17 protein-coding genes are annotated in these 16708 nt (G+C 38.9%); 7 read left to right on the top strand and 10 right to left on the bottom strand.

What is annotated here, in order from left to right; genetic code table 11:
* Positions 1–38 precede the first annotated feature (38 nt).
* From AC0VXV_RS01560 to AC0VXV_RS01545, 4 genes are all read left to right on the top strand, one after another.
* Complete coding sequence (locus AC0VXV_RS01560; RefSeq protein ID WP_475530047.1) at positions 39–599, top strand: SLOG family protein; 561 nt, start codon at positions 39–41, stop codon at positions 597–599.
* 105 nt (positions 600–704) lie between these two features.
* A complete protein-coding gene (locus AC0VXV_RS01555) occupies positions 705–1016 on the top strand; it encodes a hypothetical protein (RefSeq protein ID WP_475530046.1) in 312 nt (103 codons plus the stop codon).
* Between the two features lie 370 nt (positions 1017–1386).
* Positions 1387–2778, top strand: a complete 1392-nt coding sequence (gene fumC, locus AC0VXV_RS01550) for a class II fumarate hydratase (RefSeq protein WP_475530045.1) — start codon at positions 1387–1389, stop codon at positions 2776–2778.
* 86 nt (positions 2779–2864) lie between these two features.
* Entirely contained in the window at positions 2865–3089 is a 225-nt protein-coding gene (locus AC0VXV_RS01545; protein ID WP_475530044.1) for a hypothetical protein, read from the top strand.
* 53 nt (positions 3090–3142) lie between these two features.
* Here the strand turns inward: AC0VXV_RS01545 and AC0VXV_RS01540 are convergent, their stop codons facing one another.
* The 9 genes from AC0VXV_RS01540 to AC0VXV_RS01500 form a co-directional block, all read right to left on the bottom strand.
* Entirely contained in the window at positions 3143–3895 is a 753-nt protein-coding gene (locus AC0VXV_RS01540) for a prepilin peptidase (protein WP_475530043.1), read from the bottom strand.
* Between the two features lie 33 nt (positions 3896–3928).
* The gene (locus AC0VXV_RS01535; protein ID WP_475530042.1) at positions 3929–4639 is read right to left on the bottom strand and encodes a potassium transporter; all 711 of its coding nucleotides are present in this window, start codon (positions 4637–4639) and stop codon (positions 3929–3931) included.
* Positions 4639–5229 (bottom strand): PilN domain-containing protein, encoded by a 591-nt coding sequence (locus tag AC0VXV_RS01530; protein WP_475530041.1) that lies wholly within the window; start codon positions 5227–5229, stop codon positions 4639–4641. The genes AC0VXV_RS01535 and AC0VXV_RS01530 overlap by 1 nt, the downstream gene beginning before the upstream one ends.
* Positions 5226–6203 (bottom strand): type IV pilus biogenesis protein PilM, encoded by a 978-nt coding sequence (gene pilM / locus AC0VXV_RS01525; protein ID WP_475530040.1) that lies wholly within the window; start codon positions 6201–6203, stop codon positions 5226–5228. Before pilM ends, AC0VXV_RS01530 begins: the two co-directional genes overlap by 4 nt.
* A 127-nt stretch (positions 6204–6330) precedes the next feature.
* Complete coding sequence (locus AC0VXV_RS01520; protein ID WP_475530039.1) at positions 6331–6771, bottom strand: competence type IV pilus major pilin ComGC; 441 nt, start codon at positions 6769–6771, stop codon at positions 6331–6333.
* A gap of 94 nt (positions 6772–6865) precedes the next feature.
* Positions 6866–8074, bottom strand: a complete 1209-nt coding sequence (locus tag AC0VXV_RS01515; protein WP_475530038.1) for a type II secretion system F family protein — start codon at positions 8072–8074, stop codon at positions 6866–6868.
* On the bottom strand, positions 8071–9114 hold the full coding sequence (locus AC0VXV_RS01510; RefSeq protein WP_475530037.1) for a type IV pilus twitching motility protein PilT: 1044 nt from the start codon (positions 9112–9114) through the stop codon (positions 8071–8073). Before AC0VXV_RS01510 ends, AC0VXV_RS01515 begins: the two co-directional genes overlap by 4 nt.
* 12 nt (positions 9115–9126) lie before the next feature.
* Positions 9127–10791: a GspE/PulE family protein gene (locus AC0VXV_RS01505; RefSeq protein WP_475530036.1), complete on the bottom strand. Its 1665-nt coding sequence runs from the start codon at positions 10789–10791 to the stop codon at positions 9127–9129.
* Positions 10792–10806: 15 nt separating this feature from the next.
* Positions 10807–12210, bottom strand: a complete 1404-nt coding sequence (locus AC0VXV_RS01500) for a VanW family protein (RefSeq protein WP_475530035.1) — start codon at positions 12208–12210, stop codon at positions 10807–10809.
* A gap of 419 nt (positions 12211–12629) precedes the next feature.
* Between AC0VXV_RS01500 and AC0VXV_RS01495 the strand changes: the two genes are divergently transcribed.
* The 3 genes from AC0VXV_RS01495 to AC0VXV_RS01485 are packed head-to-tail and all read left to right on the top strand — an operon-like array spanning position 12630 to position 15179.
* Positions 12630–13112 carry a type IV pilus modification PilV family protein gene (locus AC0VXV_RS01495; protein ID WP_475530034.1) on the top strand — a complete coding sequence of 161 codons (483 nt, stop codon included), beginning with the start codon at positions 12630–12632 and terminating at the stop codon, positions 13110–13112.
* Positions 13113–13123: 11 nt separating this feature from the next.
* Complete coding sequence (locus AC0VXV_RS01490) at positions 13124–13567, top strand: prepilin-type N-terminal cleavage/methylation domain-containing protein (RefSeq protein WP_475530033.1); 444 nt, start codon at positions 13124–13126, stop codon at positions 13565–13567.
* Position 13568: 1 nt separating this feature from the next.
* Positions 13569–15179, top strand: coding sequence for a PilX N-terminal domain-containing pilus assembly protein (locus AC0VXV_RS01485; RefSeq protein ID WP_475530032.1), 1611 nt, complete (start codon positions 13569–13571; stop codon positions 15177–15179).
* 180 nt (positions 15180–15359) lie between these two features.
* Here the strand turns inward: AC0VXV_RS01485 and AC0VXV_RS01480 are convergent, their stop codons facing one another.
* On the bottom strand, positions 15360–16649 hold the full coding sequence (locus tag AC0VXV_RS01480) for a nucleobase:cation symporter-2 family protein (protein WP_475530031.1): 1290 nt from the start codon (positions 16647–16649) through the stop codon (positions 15360–15362).
* Positions 16650–16708: the final 59 nt, after the last annotated feature.

The raw sequence follows: 16708 nt of genomic DNA, 5'->3' as shown, positions 1-16708 counted from the left end.
AGTGCCCTTATTTTATTGATGGTTAGCAAAGGAGACTTATGATGAAATCACTTTATATTACGGGCTACCGTCCACATGAACTAGGCATATTTAATGACAAGCATCCTGGTGTCCCGGTTATTAAAAAGGCGCTGGAAAACCAGCTGCGCATTCTTATAGAAGATGGGCTCGAGTGGGTCGTAATCAGCGGCCAGCAAGGCGTTGAAACATGGGCGGCACAAGTTGTACTTGAACTTAAAAACGACTACCCGCAACTCAAATACTCCATTATTACCCCCTTCTTGGAACAGGAAAAAAATTGGAATGAGCATAAACAAGAGACCTTTATGCATATAGTAAGTAATGCCGATTTTGTGACAAGCGTGACGAAGCGCCCTTATGAAGCACCATGGCAGTTTATCGAAAAGGATAAATTCATTATCGATAATACAGATGCGACATTGCTCGTCTACGATGTAGAAAATGAAGGGTCCCCAAAGTATGTGCTTCGCCTCATCCAAAAGTATATGGAGCAGCATGAGGAATACGAGCTATTGATGATCAATGCATATGATTTACAAATGGTAGCTGAGGAAATGCAGCAAGGAGATGATTGGTAAAAGCTATGTAGATGTCTAAATTTAGTAAATATTCTGATTACAGCCGTTCGTTTTGGGGTATAATATATTAAACAAATTATATTTACTATTCAAGGAGGCCACATTATGAACCAATTGACGATGATTAATGAAACAACACCAATAAATATCGCGCACCATACATATAAGCGTGAGTGCCGATATACGAGAGGCATCAACATTCCCCTTGCAGATATAGAAAGAATTTTGTATGGGCTGAGCGATGATGCACTTCACTATTTTGAGTTCCATAACATTGCAAAAGAAATTAAACAAGGAACATTGTTAAATGGCTATGCCGGTCTTGCAAATATTATTTCAGACTATTATAAGAACGAAAAAAATGTAGAAATTCCTGAACTGACAAACGGTCGCGACTTTTATGTAAAAATAGTTTAACAAAATTAAGGGGATGACTTCCTAAGTGATTACCAAAAACAACAACGTCTAAAGTATCCTATTCGGTTCGGTGCTTTCGGCGTTGTTTTACATATTGGGAGATTCAGCAAATAGAATTTTCTAAAAATTTGTTTAATAAAAGCCTTGACTTTCCAATTGATAAAGATTATCATTATCATCGTAAGGTTAATAAAACCTTTTCGATACTGTTCCCCCCAGTTCAGATTCGAAACTCATTAATTACTTTTCTCATATTTCGAAAAGATAAAAAGATTTATCTTTTCTCCTGGAAGAATGGCAAATCCCCTCACACGATTTGCCATTTTTTCATGAAAAATTGGGTATACATATATTAAAGGAGATGATTTAGTTGGAATTCCGCATTGAAAAAGACACTTTAGGTGAAATTCGTGTACCAGCAGATAAAATTTGGGGTGCACAAACACAGCGAAGCAAGGAAAACTTCCAAATTGGCACAGAAAGAATGCCAATCGAAATTATTCGTGCCATGACTATTTTGAAAAAAGCAGCGGCCATCGCCAATAATAAGTTGGGCAAGCTTTCCGATGCGAAAAAAAATGCGATTGTGGAAGCAGCCGACGAAATTCTTGCAGGCAAATGGGATGAACACTTCCCTCTTGTCGTTTGGCAAACAGGTAGCGGTACACAGACAAACATGAACGTGAACGAGACAATTGCCCACTTAGCGAATGAAAAGCTGATGGCAGTCGGATCGGATGAAAAGGTTCATCCAAACGATGACGTCAACAAATCACAAAGCTCCAATGACACATTCCCTACTGCGCTACATATTGCTGCAGTTGAAATCGTAGAGAACTATTTAATGCCTCGCTTAAAGCTGTTACAGGCGACTTTAAAGGAAAAAGCGTTAGCGTTTAACGATATTATTAAAATTGGTCGTACCCATTTACAGGATGCAACACCGCTTACACTTGGTCAGGAAATCGGCGGCTGGCACCATATGCTGTTAAAATGTGAAAAAATGATAATGGTGAACACGCAGTTCATGAAGGAGCTTGCGATTGGCGGTACTGCCGTTGGTACAGGCATTAACGCCCACCCGGAATTCGGTGCCCGCACAGCTGCAGAAATCAGCAAACTAACAGGTATTGAATTCACATCTGCGGAAAACAAATTCCATGCACTAACAAGCCATGATGAAGTTGTGACAGCACACGGTGCATTAAAGGCATTGGCTGCCGATTTAATGAAAATCGCCAATGATGTACGCTGGCTTGCAAGTGGTCCGCGCTCGGGTATCGGTGAGATTACAATTCCTGAGAACGAACCAGGTTCATCAATCATGCCAGGTAAAGTAAACCCGACACAAAGTGAAGCAATGACAATGGTCGTGACACAAGTTGTCGGCAATGACGCAACAATCGCCTTCGCAGCTTCACAAGGTAATTTCGAACTGAACGTTTTCAAGCCGGTAATCATCTATAACTTCCTGCAATCAGCACGCCTGCTTGCCGATTCGATGAAATCATTCAACTTCAATTGCGCAGTCGGTATCGAGCCGAACATGGAAGTATTGGACGCTAACCTGAAAAATTCGTTAATGCTTGTTACTGCGTTAAACCCGTATATCGGTTATGAAAATGCGGCGAAAATTGCGAAAACGGCCCATAAAGAAGGCACAACATTAAAAGAAGCGGCCATCGCTTCAGGTCTTTTAACAGAAGAGGAATTTGAGCGTTATGTTGATCCAAAAACGATGATTTATCCAAATGCTGAATAATTTTTAACGATCCTACACAACCTTCCAACAAGTTTAGTCAATTACTTTCAGCCGGTAATAAACTAATGTTGAGGAGGTTGTTTTTATTGAAAAAAATTCAATTTGTAAAGGATGGTTATGAAATCGTCGTATATATTCTCAGGAATATACAGAGCGAAACTACTAAATATGTTGAAGCAGAAGCCTATTATAATGATTTTGGCAACTACCGCATATTAGTTTTAGGAGATACTGTGGAAAAAGTAGTGGAACTTGCAACACATGAGCTTCTGACTAATCACCCATTTGAGAAAATCATATTAGATTATTAAGTTATATTTAAAGGGATGCCCCGAAAATGAATTCAGGACACCCCTTTTTATCGTTATAGTAAGTTTAAATACATATCAATGAGTTGGTCACCGTAAAAGTATACGATGATCGCGGCAATAGCAATTGATGGTCCGAACGGTACAGGGGTTTTGCGCCCTTTCCCACGGATTTTCAAAATGACGATGCCGACAATCATTCCGATTACCGAAGCTAAAAATAAGGTTAATAACGTATTGAATGTTCCCAACACTAAACCGATTAGTAAAAACAGTTTAATGTCTCCGCCGCCCATTCCACCTTTGGAAATGACCGCGATTAACAGTAGAATTGAAAATCCGATTGCAGCGCCGGCAATACTATCCCACCACGGATCAAGCGGCGAAAGAATTCTGCCAATGATTAGTAGCGGCAGGAAAAACAATAATATCTTATCCGGAATAAGCATGTACGCAATATCCGAAACATTTATAATGACCAATAGAGAAATAAACAGTAAAGCTACTGCCAATTCCCATGTGATGCCGAGCTGCCATACAGCAAACGCAAAAAGCAGTCCCGTTACAAGTTCAGTAAACGCGTAAATCGGCGATACTTTCACACCGCATGTCCGGCATTTTCCTCGTAAAAATATGTACGAAAAAACAGGTATGAGTTCAAAAGCGCTTAAACGTCGATTGCAATGGACACAGTGAGATGGCGGTGTCACAATCGACTCTTTTTTCGGTACCCGTAATCCGACTACATTGTAAAACGAACCGAAAACCAATCCGAAAATCCCCGCAAATATTGTATACATAATTTCCATTTTATAACGCTCCTTACTTGTACCTGCTATATGTTACTCATAGTAGAAAGTTGTGACTTGAATATCGGCTGTTACGATTTCCGATGCTTCTTCCGTAAATTTGTCTTCTTCACCTGGAAGCGCGAAATCAATTATATCGATTCGCATTACACGTTCTTTCTTTTCGATTTCTTCAATGAACTGCAGCAGGTTTACGTCATTTGGCGCAGCAACATTGATGTTAAATGTAACTAACTTCAGTGAAGGCGGTAATGTTTCTACTGCGATTGTGGAAACAGGTAGTTCTTCTGAAGCCTCCGTACCCTCTGTTTGATCAATAGCACTCTGTGTTAAATCAGATACAGTCCCTTCTTCCGTTTCCGGTGTTGAAAGCGGGTCTTTTAGTTCCGAACTAGAAACAAGTGCATCATAGTTATTAAAATCGATGCTTTGAATTCGTGAATCTGTTACATACTGCATTTCCTCAATCGATAAAATAAGCTCATCAATCTCCCGGTTATCCGGCACTTTTTTACGTAGTGCAAATTCATTTTCATTCGTTTGAGATTGCTGTGACTGATTTGCTGCAATTGTTTCCTCTATTGCGGCGATTTCTGTATGAAGGCTATTAATCTCAGAACGAATCATCTGTTCCTCATCCTGCTTCGGATTGACGACATAGTAATACATAGCAAACAGCAAAGCCATCGCCAATGCAATTACGATGAGGAGTGTTCCGTTTTTACTGCTTGAGATGGAATTCATTACTCTTCACCTCCAGCAGCTACGTGCAATTGATCAATTACAAGGGAAATTTCTACGCTATATCGCGGTACTTCCGTGAATTGCTGTGTATCATAAATTTCTTCATCAGTTGGATTAAGTTCAAAGTTTTGGATTGTTCCCACTTGAACATCATCAAAATATGGACTTTTTTCCAGCTGACTTACATATGATGAAATAGCATTCAATGTTTCGAAATCGACCGCTACTTCTACACCTGTCTCAGAAAATGCATAGGAACGCAAATATGTATCCGTCGGCAATAAATTTCTTGTCTCAATTATAATCGGAGAGACCGGATATGAAACACGTTCAACAAAAGCAACCGATTCTTCCAATGAACCTTGACTCCCTGTTTGCGATGAAGCTAATTCGGCGTTTAATGAGTCTCTTGTCAGCAATAAGGAATCACGTTCTGGCACAGCACTTGCAATTTCGCTTTTCGCACTGAAATAAGTGAATGCCAGTAAGCCTAGTGTCAATATTGATAAAATTCCAACCAAAATAAAGGCTAACTTTAAACTCGTCGCACCCTTTTCAATTTTGGGCAGAAGGTTAATATCCGGAATCATTCATTAACCTCCTTTAAAGCAAGTCCCAGCAAAGTAGCATGTTTTGCTTTGCAGTTTGGAAAATGCTCGTCGATTACCTTATCATCGACAATGCTTACCGGTGTCGGCAGATTTTCATTCAGCAGTGCTTCAATTGAATGCAGTAACGGATGATCTCCCATAACAACGATTTCATCAACTTCTCTTTCTCCTTTATGGAGCGAGAATTTAAAGAAGTTCATCATACGGTCGATTTCCAGTACCTGATCAGTAGTTGCTGCACGGAAATCATCCAAATCAGCTGTATAGTTAAATTCGACTTCGTCATTTTCGATAATATTTTGCTGCCAGTTATCCGGATTCGTATCAATCGTCTGGAATCGCAGAAACTCTATTTCACCGTTTGAATAAATGCAAATCGACAATTCATTGATTGACCAGTCTGTCACCAAATATGTACGATTTGTATCGATAAACTCGATATGTTCAAGCAACCTTAAATTACATAAAGCACGAATATCGGCCACTTGCGGATTCAAATGGTTGTCCAACATCAGACCGATCATCTTGTCCACTTCATCTGGCGGTGCGGCAAACAGAACAGCTTTCCCGTCCCCTTCAATCGGATCATGTACATCAATAAGCGGTTCCTGGAACGGCAGATGAATCGATTGGCCAACTTCCATTTGCACAAATTCCTTTAGTTTTTTACCACTAATATCAGCAGGATGTTCGAAGGTCTTTAATAGAATCGATGTATCCGGCACAAGGAAGCGTACATTTTGCTTTCTTCCGCCCCAATTTTGAACACTTGATTTAATTAAATCATACATCGCCATCTCATCGAGAATAACCCCTTCCTGAACCGCAGTTTTCGGTAAGGGCATTTCATAAATAACGGGTTGATCCACTGTTGCGCCTTTTAAAACGAGCGCACGCATTACATAGTCACTGATGACGATGGATACATGCGATTTTCTTTTCATATTGAACATAGAGGGATCCTCCCCTTTAACCATTAATGTAATGCCTGTTTTGAGAAGCGCCTGTTTAAATGGCACAATCATCACTCAATGGAACACCCAAGTGTTGTTGGGTTGGGTGTTCTTTGGGGGATGATTATTAAGTTGTTGGTGCTGCTGGTATTGTAATAGTTCCACTACTTACTGTTGCGCTATTCAATCTTGTTAAAGTGATATCAGTATAAGTCGTAGCTGTTCCTTTTACTGGTGCTGAGAAAGTAATTGTATTTCCCCCTGCCTTTTTAGTTACTGTAGCTGAAGTTAACTTACCTTCTGATTCTAGAAAACCACCAGATTTCAACTGTGCAATAGTAACAGTTCCGTTTTCAGCAGTTGAATTTTCTGTAAAATAAAGATTTGCAGCGTTCATTACATTTACCGCATCTGATATTATTGCTTTTGAACGACTATTTTCAATAATATTACCAATAGCTGGAACAGCAATCGCCGCTACAATACCCAAAATAACGATTACTGCTAAAAGCTCAACTAAAGATAAACCTTTCTCATTTTTAATACGTTTTTTTATTGTGTTAAACATATAAAATCCTCCTCTTATTTTTAATATCAAGTTTGTTTTTGCACTGACGCTTTGTACTCCTTCGATGCCTCCTTGCAAAACGTCTTTTTTCTTTTTACATATTTTCGTACAGACTGAACATCGGCATGAAAATTGCCGCTACGATAAGTCCAACTGCACCCGCCAAAATAACAATCATCAATGGCTCAATCAGCGATTTCAGTGTATCGACTGTTCGCTCAACTTCCTCTTCATAAAAATCTGCAATCTTCTCAAGCATATAATCAAGGGACCCGGTAGATTCACCAATTCTTGTCATACTCGTTACCATAGGCGGGAAAATCCAGCTTTTCTCAAGCGGCTCTGTCAGCGAGCTGCCTCTTTCCAAACTTGCCCGTGCATCCAGGACCACTTTCCCTACAACCGGGTTCCCGGATACTTTTTGTGAAATTGCCAATGCCTGTAATATAGGCACTGCACTGCTAAATAAAGATGAAAGATTACGCGTCAACCTTGCTATCGCTGTTTTTTGTAAAAGCGGTCCAAATATCGGCATCTTCAGCATCAAATAATGGACGGTGTAATTGAACTGTTCATTATTCCTATATAAATACTGAAATACAGTAACCCCAATAGCTAAGACTCCAATCGGGAGCCACCAGTATTGTTTCAGCCAATTTCCTAAAGCTACTGTCCAAACCGTTAAAGTCGGGAGTTCGGCATCCATCGATTCAAACGATTCAACAAATGTCGGTACAATGAAAATCAGCATGAAAAACACGACAACTACAATCATTATTAAAAGCATCGCAGGGTATGTCAGCGTCGACTGCACTTTTTTGATTAACCTGAAAGATTTTTCGTACGAATTCGCCAGACGCTCCAGCGTGTCGTCGATATTCCCTGTTGCCTCCCCCGAACGCATCATATTGACGAACAGTTCAGGAAACGCTTTCGGATGTTTCCTGACTGCATCCGAAAATGGAATACCCGAACGAATATCTTCTTCTACTGCTTCAAGCGCCTTTTTCAACGGCTTGCTTGTCGCCTGCTTTGCTAAAATATCCGTCGCTTCTACGAGTGAAACACCCGCACGGATCAATGTCGCAAACTGACGGCAGTAAATAACAAAATCCTGTGTTTTAACTTTTTTGCTGCCCAAGCTGACTTCCATATGCAATAGACTTTTCGACTCTTCTAATTCTCGAGGATTGATACCCTTTTCGCGAAGCTTTGAAATGGCGGCTGCTTTATTCGCTGCATCAATCGTCCCTTTTTGCGTTGCCCCCATTTTTGTTCGTCCTACATATTTAAATACGGTCAACTGTAATCACCCACATTCAAATATGGCCGTACTTCCTCCAACGAAACTTTTCCGGAAGAAACAAGCGCTTGTATGGATGTCTCCAACGTATGCATCCCTAACGCTCGGTTAGTTTGCATAATACTTGGAATTTGATGAATTTTTTCATTTCGTATCAAATTTGTTACAGCTGGAATACTTACCAGAATTTCTGTTGCGGCAACCCTGCCCGTTTTATCTTTCCGAATGAATAAGCGCTGTGAAACAATTCCTTGCAATACGTTGGCTAATTGAATCCGAATTTGCCCTTGCTGATGAGGCGGGAACACATCGATTATACGGTCGATTGTTGTCGGTGCACTTGACGTATGAAGTGTGCCAAATACTAAATGCCCTGTTTCTGCTGCCGTAATCGCTGTTGAAATTGTCTCTAAATCTCGCATTTCCCCAACTAGAATAATATCGGGATCTTGACGGAGCGATGCACGCAGACCATTTGCAAATGAACCGGTATCCACTCCAATTTCACGTTGATTCACTACCGATTTTTTATGTGAATGTAAATATTCAATCGGGTCTTCCAGCGTAATAATATGCTTTGATTTTGTTTCATTAATATAGTCAATCATTGCTGCGAGTGTTGTTGACTTACCTGAACCAGTTGGACCAGTTACTAAAATGAGTCCTTGTGGTTTTTCAGCTAAATCGTACAGCACTTTCGGCATATTCAATGATTCAATTGTCGGGATTTCACTCGAAATGAGACGAGCAGCAATTGCTCCGACATTTCGTTGATGATACGTATTTACACGAAAACGGCAAAAGTCTTTCAATGAATAGTTGAAATCGGTTTCGCCCTTTTCTTCAAACTCGGCTGCTTTGTATGCCGGTAAAATATCTTTTACCATTTGCTCAATCATTTCCGCCGTTATAATTACATCGCCATATTGCTTCAACTGACCATTTACTCGGTAAACAGGAGGGATGCCGGTAGTGACATGCAAATCGGAAGCATTTTCATCATACGCATGCTGCAGTAAATCCTGTATGTTCAATGTCATGCCCATTCCTCCCTAGTCAATCGTCGCTACACGTAGTACTTCTTCTGTTGTCGTGACACCGGCAAGCACCTTCAATAAACCGTCCTGCAATAATGTGTTGTACCCTGAATTTTGCATATAATCGCCAATTTCATAGCTGCTTGCACCGTTTAGAATGAGATCTTTCAATCCACGGTCAACAGGAAGTAACTCATGAATAGCAAGTCGTCCGCGATAGCCGGTATTTCCACATGCCGCACATCCGCGACCTTTTCGAATCTTGTTAACTTCTAATCCATTATTCGCAAAAATCTGCTTTTCCCTAATTGTAGGCTCTATCTCTGTCGTACAGTCCCTACAAATTTGACGGACTAGACGTTGTGCCATTATCCCGACTAGTGAAGAGGAAATAAGAAACGGTTCAATTCCCATGTCCTGCAGTCTTGAAATCGATTCAATTGCACTGTTTGTATGTAATGTGCTTAATACAAGATGCCCTGTTAATGATGCACGGATCGAAATTTGTGCGGTTTCCAGATCACGAATTTCCCCGATCATGATAATGTCCGGGTCTTGACGTAAAATTGAACGTAATCCCGCGGCGAACGTTAATCCTACTTCTTCTTTTACCTGAATCTGGTTGACACCATTTAACTGATATTCGACCGGATCCTCAACTGTAATAATGTTGACACCTTCATTATTTAAATTCGAAAGCGCGGCATATAACGTAGAAGATTTCCCTGAACCTGTCGGACCTGTAATTAGCACAATGCCATTCGGTTTCTCGATCATCTTCCTGAAAACTGCTTCATTTTTTTCCGTAAACCCTAAATGTGATATGTCTGTTGCCGCATTGCTTATATCCAATATCCGCATAACGATTTTCTCGCCATACACAGTCGGTAATGTAGAAAGACGAATATCGACACTTTTGAATTCGATATTTACCTTAAACCGGCCATCCTGTGGAATCCGGTTTTCCGTAATATTCAGTCCACCCATAATTTTTACACGGGCCGTCATCATATTTTGCATATGCTTTGGCAGAGAACGTTCTGTACGAAGCACTCCATCGACACGATAACGAATTCTGTACTCTGTTTCATGCGGATCAAAGTGAATATCGGATGCACGCTGGGCGACCCCATTATTGATGATCTGGTTTACGAGCCGGACAATAGCCGAATCCTCATCGGTAATTTCCTGCTGCACTTCCGGTGTATTCACTTCTATTTCAGTTAAAGCTGCATCCATTGAAGCTTGCAGGTCATAGTATTTTGTTATCGTCCGGTACAGGTCGTCCTTCGCGACAATACTTGTCTCGATTTGGCAACCCGTTGCCATGCGGACTTCTTCAATCGCAAAGTAATCCATCGGGTCTGCCATCGCAATAAGTAGCTTGTTTTTGTCCCGACGTACGGGCATAATATTCGCACGTTTTGCCAGTTCTCTCGGTACAAGCTGTAGCAGCTCCGGTGCTATGACATAGTTGCTTAGCGTCATATGTGGAATACCTAGTTGGAACTCCAGTACTTCAATTAACTGTTGTTCCGTCAGTATGTTTTCTTTTATGAAAAAATCCCCGAGCTTTTCATCCCGTCTTTTATTTGCCAGTGCATAAGTAAGCTGTGCTTCGGTAATAACACCTGACTCTAAAAGCAAGTCGCCTAAGCGTTTTCTCGATTTCGCCTTCATATTTTACGTCCTCCTTTATTTTGGAGTAATTAAATTTCCGCCTTTATCGTAATAGCTGCCAGGAGGAAGATTCTCTTCTTCAGGATCCCCTTTTTCGGAATTATTCGTTTCGGACCCTTGAGTATTATTTGTTACATTTGAGTCGGTATTTTGCGGCCCGCTAACTGGTGTAGTCGATCCGTTGTTATGTCCATTTCCATTCGTTGTATCAGCATCCGGAAAACCATCTCCATCTAAATCAACTTGATAGGCAGGATCGTTGTTCAAGTTTTCTGATGGTGTCTTCACTTCCGGTTGTTTGGATGACTTCACAATTATCCGGTCAACAGGCGGATAATAATCGCGGCTTACAAGCTTTTGCTCATCAAAAGCTGTACGATAGACCGAGACGCGTAATCCTTTCGCACCTTCCTGTATTTGTTCCGTCTGGCCAATTGCCAGGTCAGCGGAATAACGTGTGATTGTACGGGGCTGGATCTCCTCTTCCTGCGAAACTGTCACATCTACTTCCGTTTCCTTTGCAGGTGTATATACCTCGGTCTTCAAATTCCCTTCTTCCATAATCAGTTTTAAAACGACTGGATTTGATGAACTATTTGCGAATTTGAGATCCTCGTTTGCAAGTGCATCCACCTTTGCTTCCAAGCCAGGTTTTAAATAGGAAGGGACTTCATTTTGCGAATGACGTTCCAAAACTTCCGCATTAATATTCAGTGCTGCATTATATAGATTTGATGCAACAAAATTAATAGCCTCACGGTTCGCCAAGTTCATCGTATCGCCAAGTTCTTCAATCATTGAAAAAGCCATCTGTGGTTCTATTATCGTTTCATGAAGTGCAAGAACCAGTTCATTAATGCCCATTGCCCCTTCCGGCATCGGCTCGACCGACAACGATATTCGATCTATTTCCAGTACCGACACATCTATGACTACCGCTTCAACAGGACCTGTTTTTAAATACGCGGCATTCAGTTCTACATTGTTATACGACAAATTTGTATCCCATGACGAAATATTACTAATCTCATTTTTCACAATCTCACTAGGAAAAACTATTAATGGAAGATGTACTGTCGGCGTATCTTCCCAGAAGGCGAACCATGACTTATGTACCTGATTTTCATAATTTGCGACTGTACTCTCAATATCAAACTGGAATGTGGAAGTGCTCACTTCGACGGAGGTACCTCCGCCAGTGACAGTCAGGTTTTGTGTATACCAGTCGTTAACGGCATTCGTCAGCAATGCTTTTAACTCCTCGCCTTTTAAATCACCTGTTTCTACCCCGCCTATTGTAGAACCGACTGATTTATTATCAGCGGAAGCTACTGAACTTACTATAAAGTTCGGAATCCAGAATGATAAAAGGACTACCAGCAAAATTACTGGTATTATTGACCTAAAGATAACTTTCATATGCTTCCCCCGCCTAATCACTCTAATTCATTAAGTATAAAAGGACTTTATAACTAAAAGATTATTCTATAGTATATATGAACAAAAAAACTTAATTTATATATTTATTTGACATAAACAGTTTATGGAAAATATTATAATAAATTCAATATATTATCTCATACACTTCCTTTTATGCACTAATTTTTATCCCTTTTACCAAATGTCTACTTATGTTACTATTATAATACACGATAGATTACTTTATGACTATGTATTTTTACATAAATTTTATTTTTTATTTTCAGTTATTTCTATTTACCTATAAAAATAATTTTAAAAAACTTAAATTTAAATATCCTATCATATCTTGTAATATAAATGATTTGTTTAGTGTCATTCTATTTAATTTAAACCTAAGAGAAGAAGGGGGTTATCTTGTGAGATTACTGAAAGAAGAGCGTGGGGTATCTTTAGTGGAAGTCGTAGCTTCTATTGTATTAATTACGATTATTTTGATTTCTTTTTTCGGGCTATTTCTTCAAACCAAGAAAACTAATATACAATCTGAAAATATTAGCTCATCTACTTATATTGCTCAAGTTGAAATGGAAAAAATTTATTTATCCTCTAAAACGGTTGCACGTAATACAATTTCAGCAAGTTCCAACTTCAACAATGGTTACATATTCCAACAACAAGTTACAGGAAGTTGTAACAGTCCCTCAAAAACTGATTTTAGTTACAGGGAAAAATATACCTACTCAAAATCAGTAGATAATTATTTAGTAAATTTAGATGTTTCTATACTTTGCAATTACCCCCATTTAACAACTATTAAAATTACAGTATTCGAACTAAGAGATGGACAAGAGATTATAAAAACAATTATAGAAAATGCGTACACATGGAAATCAAATTAAAGGGCTGATAAATGGTGAAAAACAAAGTATTTAACAACTCAAAAGGATTAACTTTAATTGAGATAATGGCAGTGCTAGCTATCTTAAGTATTATTGGTATTCTCGCTGCAAATATCGTGATTTCTAGCATTAATATAAATAGTCAACAATCTGCTGAATCGAAGCAAATTACTGATTCTTCTTACATTTTAAAACTAATTACAAAAGATTTAAGAAGTACGTCTAGTATTGATTACAAATCGAATGAATATATTTTTAAGGATGATACTGAAAACCCAATTGCAACCTACACATTTAATCCAACCGATAAGAGTTTAATGAGAAACAGTTCACAAATTGCCAATGACATCGTTATTTTCAATATTTCCGATAATTCAAATTACAGTGTACGAATTGAGTTTTTTTTACACAGTGAAAACTATAAAACTGATATCGCCTTTAGGAAGGGAGATTAATATGAGGAATTCGAACGAACAAGGCTATGCTCTTTTTCTAACTATTTTAGTTTTGTCTTTAGTCTCTATTTTAGGTATAAGTTTAATTACAATTACTAGCAACGCAAATAAAATAACTGTTTCTGAACGCTCCGACCAATCACTATACTATATAGCAGAAACTGGTATCAATTTAGAAAAATCCAAAATTCTTCAAACAATCGAGCAAATTTACGACAAACTCCAATTGGATATTAATGATCCTGATGAAAATAAACAAAAAAAAATCATTAAAGAGCATGGTAGCATTAATAATTACTATTTCTCCCTAATTAAAAATAACTACTGCAAAAAGTATAATGACATCATTGGAGATGCTACACAAACAAAATGTAATAGTACTAATAATCGCTATACGAACTCCTACTTACTTGAGCAACAGTTTTCAGAGCAACCTATATCAGATACAGTAGTTGATTTTTCATGTGAGTCGACAGAATGTACATTTACGATATCGGCAGTTGGAAAATTCGAAAACAGTAAACATAGCCGAGAACTGAAACAAAAACTTGAGGTGAAATCACCAAACTATACTGAAGGTTCGGAGGAATCTGGAGGTTCTGGAGGCACAGGCTCAACCCTACTTTCTGATTATAATACTATTACAAAAGGAAATATCAACTTATCTGGAAGTAGTACTGTTAACGGTAGCGCTGCCTCCTTAAATGGAACAATTAGTTTAGATGGCGGTGCTAGGGTAAACGGTAATGTTAGTGTTTCCGATCCTAGTAAATTTGTATATCCGTCTTGGATGGGGGATTTTTCTGGAAAACTAAAGACCCCGATTTCATTAGATATCGATTCGCTATTACCAGCATATCCAACTAATGAAGCTCTAAGACTATCACAACTAAAACTACCTGATAACCTAGAAGTTGCAAAGGATCAATGGAATAAAACAAATGTAATTAATGATGGTAATTTTTTGGCAACTAATTATATAACTAATAATTATGTCTATAGTTTACAGAAGGATACGCGATTCAAGAAATTTGAAGTAGATGATAATAATACACTTACTCTAAATATTGGAAGTAACACTGTTAGTTTATATGTAAATGACTTTAATATCAAACAAGGACATATTAAAATCCAAGGCACTGGTAAGTTAAATATTTATGTGAAGAATTCTATTAATATTAAGGGCTCCTTTAATAATCAATCTAATGCAAATCTTAAACAACTTAATATTTTTTACGAAGGTACTACAGGACCTACATTTAGTAATGAAACAAAACTTTATGGCTCTTATTTTAGTAAAACAGCAGACATTACTCTAACTGGAGGGGCTGGTTTTTATGGTAATATATATTCTGGTGGTCGTAACATTACAATTAGTGGTGGCGTTCCTACCGAAGGGCAATACATTGTAGCACCAAAAGCTAAACTTAATTTACTAGAAGGTGGTAGCATTAAGGGATCTGTAATTGTTGACAATATTATAGGTAGTGGTGGAACTTCGATTAATAATGGCAAGCCAATTGTCCCACTCCCAACCTTACCATCTTATATTCCAATTCGAATTGAAGATAGTAGTAGTTTTATAAAAGAGTTAGCAATAAAAGAAATCTGATTTCCCACATCGGTTGCACCTACAATTCTGACAATTTACTATAATTCATAAAAATGTATTGGTGAACTTGAATTTACACATTCCTGATTAAAATCAACATTAAAAATCCCACAGAAAAGCTAACTGCTTAACTTTTCTGTGGGATTATTTATTTTTATTCAAATTATTTCTCAGCTCTTCCTAATCCATCACATGCATCGGATCAACACGCTTCGTCCCGACCATATTAAACAACACATTCAAGAAAATCGCCGTTACAGACCCTGCAACAATCCCGTTTGATGTTAAAATCGACATCCATGAAGGAAGGTTTTCGAAAATGCCTGGTACTGTGGCAACGCCGATTCCTAGACCGACGCCTAGTGCTGCGACCATTGCGTTTTCCATTGATTTTGCGATTTCCGGTGCCAGCATTCTAACACCTTGTGTAATAACCATACCGAACATTGCAAGCATCGCTGCACCAAGTACTGGTGTTGGGATGATTGTTGTTAATGCTGCTAACTTTGGCAGGAATCCAAGTGCTACCAGCATACCGCCTGTAATGAAGATTACTTTGCGGTCGCGTACACCTGACATTTGGATCAGACCAACGTTTTGTGAGAATGTTGTGTACGGAAATGCGTTGAAAATACCACCGATAATCGATGCTAGTCCTTCTGCACGGTACCCTTTAGATAAATCTTTTGAAGTTAAATCTTTTTTTGTAATATCACTTAATGCATAGTACACACCTGTTGATTCAACTAGCGATACCATTGCCACTAATGTCATCGTCAAAATAGCAGAAGCATTGAATGTCGGTGTTGCTAAGTAGAATGGTTGCATAATGTGCAGCCAAGATGCTTCGGCAACTGGCGCAAAATCCACTTTGCCCATGAAAATACCGATTACTGTACCTGACACCATACCTAGTAAAATTGCAATGGCACGAACGAAGCCAACTGTGAAGCGGTAAATTACTAAAATAATTAATAATGTAATAAACGCTAACGCCACATTTGAACCTGATGCAAAGTCTGCTGCCCCTTGTCCGCCAGCCATATTGTTGATGGCTACTGGAATTAAGCTGATCCCGATAATCGTTACAACTGAACCAGTTACAACAGGCGGGAAGAACTTAATCAATTTCCCGAAAAGACCACCGATTAATACGATGATAAGACCCGATGCGATAATCGCGCCGTAAACATCACCTAAGCCGCCGTCAGAACCGATTGCGATAATCGGACTTACCGCTGTAAATGTACAGCCTAATACAACCGGTAACCCAATCCCGATTACTTTCCCCTTCCATACTTGGAACAGTGTTGCTACCCCACACATGAAAATATCGATCGCTACTAAATACGTCATTTGCGCTGAACTGAATCCTAATGCCCCACCGATAATTAACGGTACTAAAATGGCTCCTGCATACATTGCCAACAAATGCTGAATTCCAAGCATTGTTGCTTTCGTGTTATTCATAAAAAGTTTTCCTCCAATATATGTGTACTCTTGCTGAGTCAATTTACATCGTCTGAACT

This window comes from Solibacillus sp. iso_87, from assembly GCF_056173085.1.
The sequence above is the reverse complement of the archived record's forward strand: the minus strand, read 5'-3'. Positions and strand labels throughout refer to the sequence as shown.

Coding starts and splice junctions, on each gene's coding strand:
- AC0VXV_RS01520 (WP_475530039.1), bottom strand. CDS start 6,771: ATGTTTAACACAATAAAAAAACGTATTAAAAATGAGAAAGGTTTATCT.
- AC0VXV_RS01510 (WP_475530037.1), bottom strand. CDS start 9,114: ATGACATTGAACATACAGGATTTACTGCAGCATGCGTATGATGAAAAT.
- AC0VXV_RS01500 (WP_475530035.1), bottom strand. CDS start 12,210: ATGAAAGTTATCTTTAGGTCAATAATACCAGTAATTTTGCTGGTAGTC.
- AC0VXV_RS01485 (WP_475530032.1), top strand. CDS start 13,569: ATGAGGAATTCGAACGAACAAGGCTATGCTCTTTTTCTAACTATTTTA.
- AC0VXV_RS01505 (WP_475530036.1), bottom strand. CDS start 10,791: ATGAAGGCGAAATCGAGAAAACGCTTAGGCGACTTGCTTTTAGAGTCA.
- AC0VXV_RS01480 (WP_475530031.1), bottom strand. CDS start 16,649: ATGAATAACACGAAAGCAACAATGCTTGGAATTCAGCATTTGTTGGCA.
- AC0VXV_RS01540 (WP_475530043.1), bottom strand. CDS start 3,895: ATGGAAATTATGTATACAATATTTGCGGGGATTTTCGGATTGGTTTTC.
- AC0VXV_RS01535 (WP_475530042.1), bottom strand. CDS start 4,639: ATGAATTCCATCTCAAGCAGTAAAAACGGAACACTCCTCATCGTAATT.
- AC0VXV_RS01530 (WP_475530041.1), bottom strand. CDS start 5,229: ATGATTCCGGATATTAACCTTCTGCCCAAAATTGAAAAGGGTGCGACG.
- AC0VXV_RS01555 (WP_475530046.1), top strand. CDS start 705: ATGAACCAATTGACGATGATTAATGAAACAACACCAATAAATATCGCG.
- AC0VXV_RS01560 (WP_475530047.1), top strand. CDS start 39: ATGATGAAATCACTTTATATTACGGGCTACCGTCCACATGAACTAGGC.
- pilM (WP_475530040.1), bottom strand. CDS start 6,203: ATGTTCAATATGAAAAGAAAATCGCATGTATCCATCGTCATCAGTGAC.
- AC0VXV_RS01490 (WP_475530033.1), top strand. CDS start 13,124: ATGGTGAAAAACAAAGTATTTAACAACTCAAAAGGATTAACTTTAATT.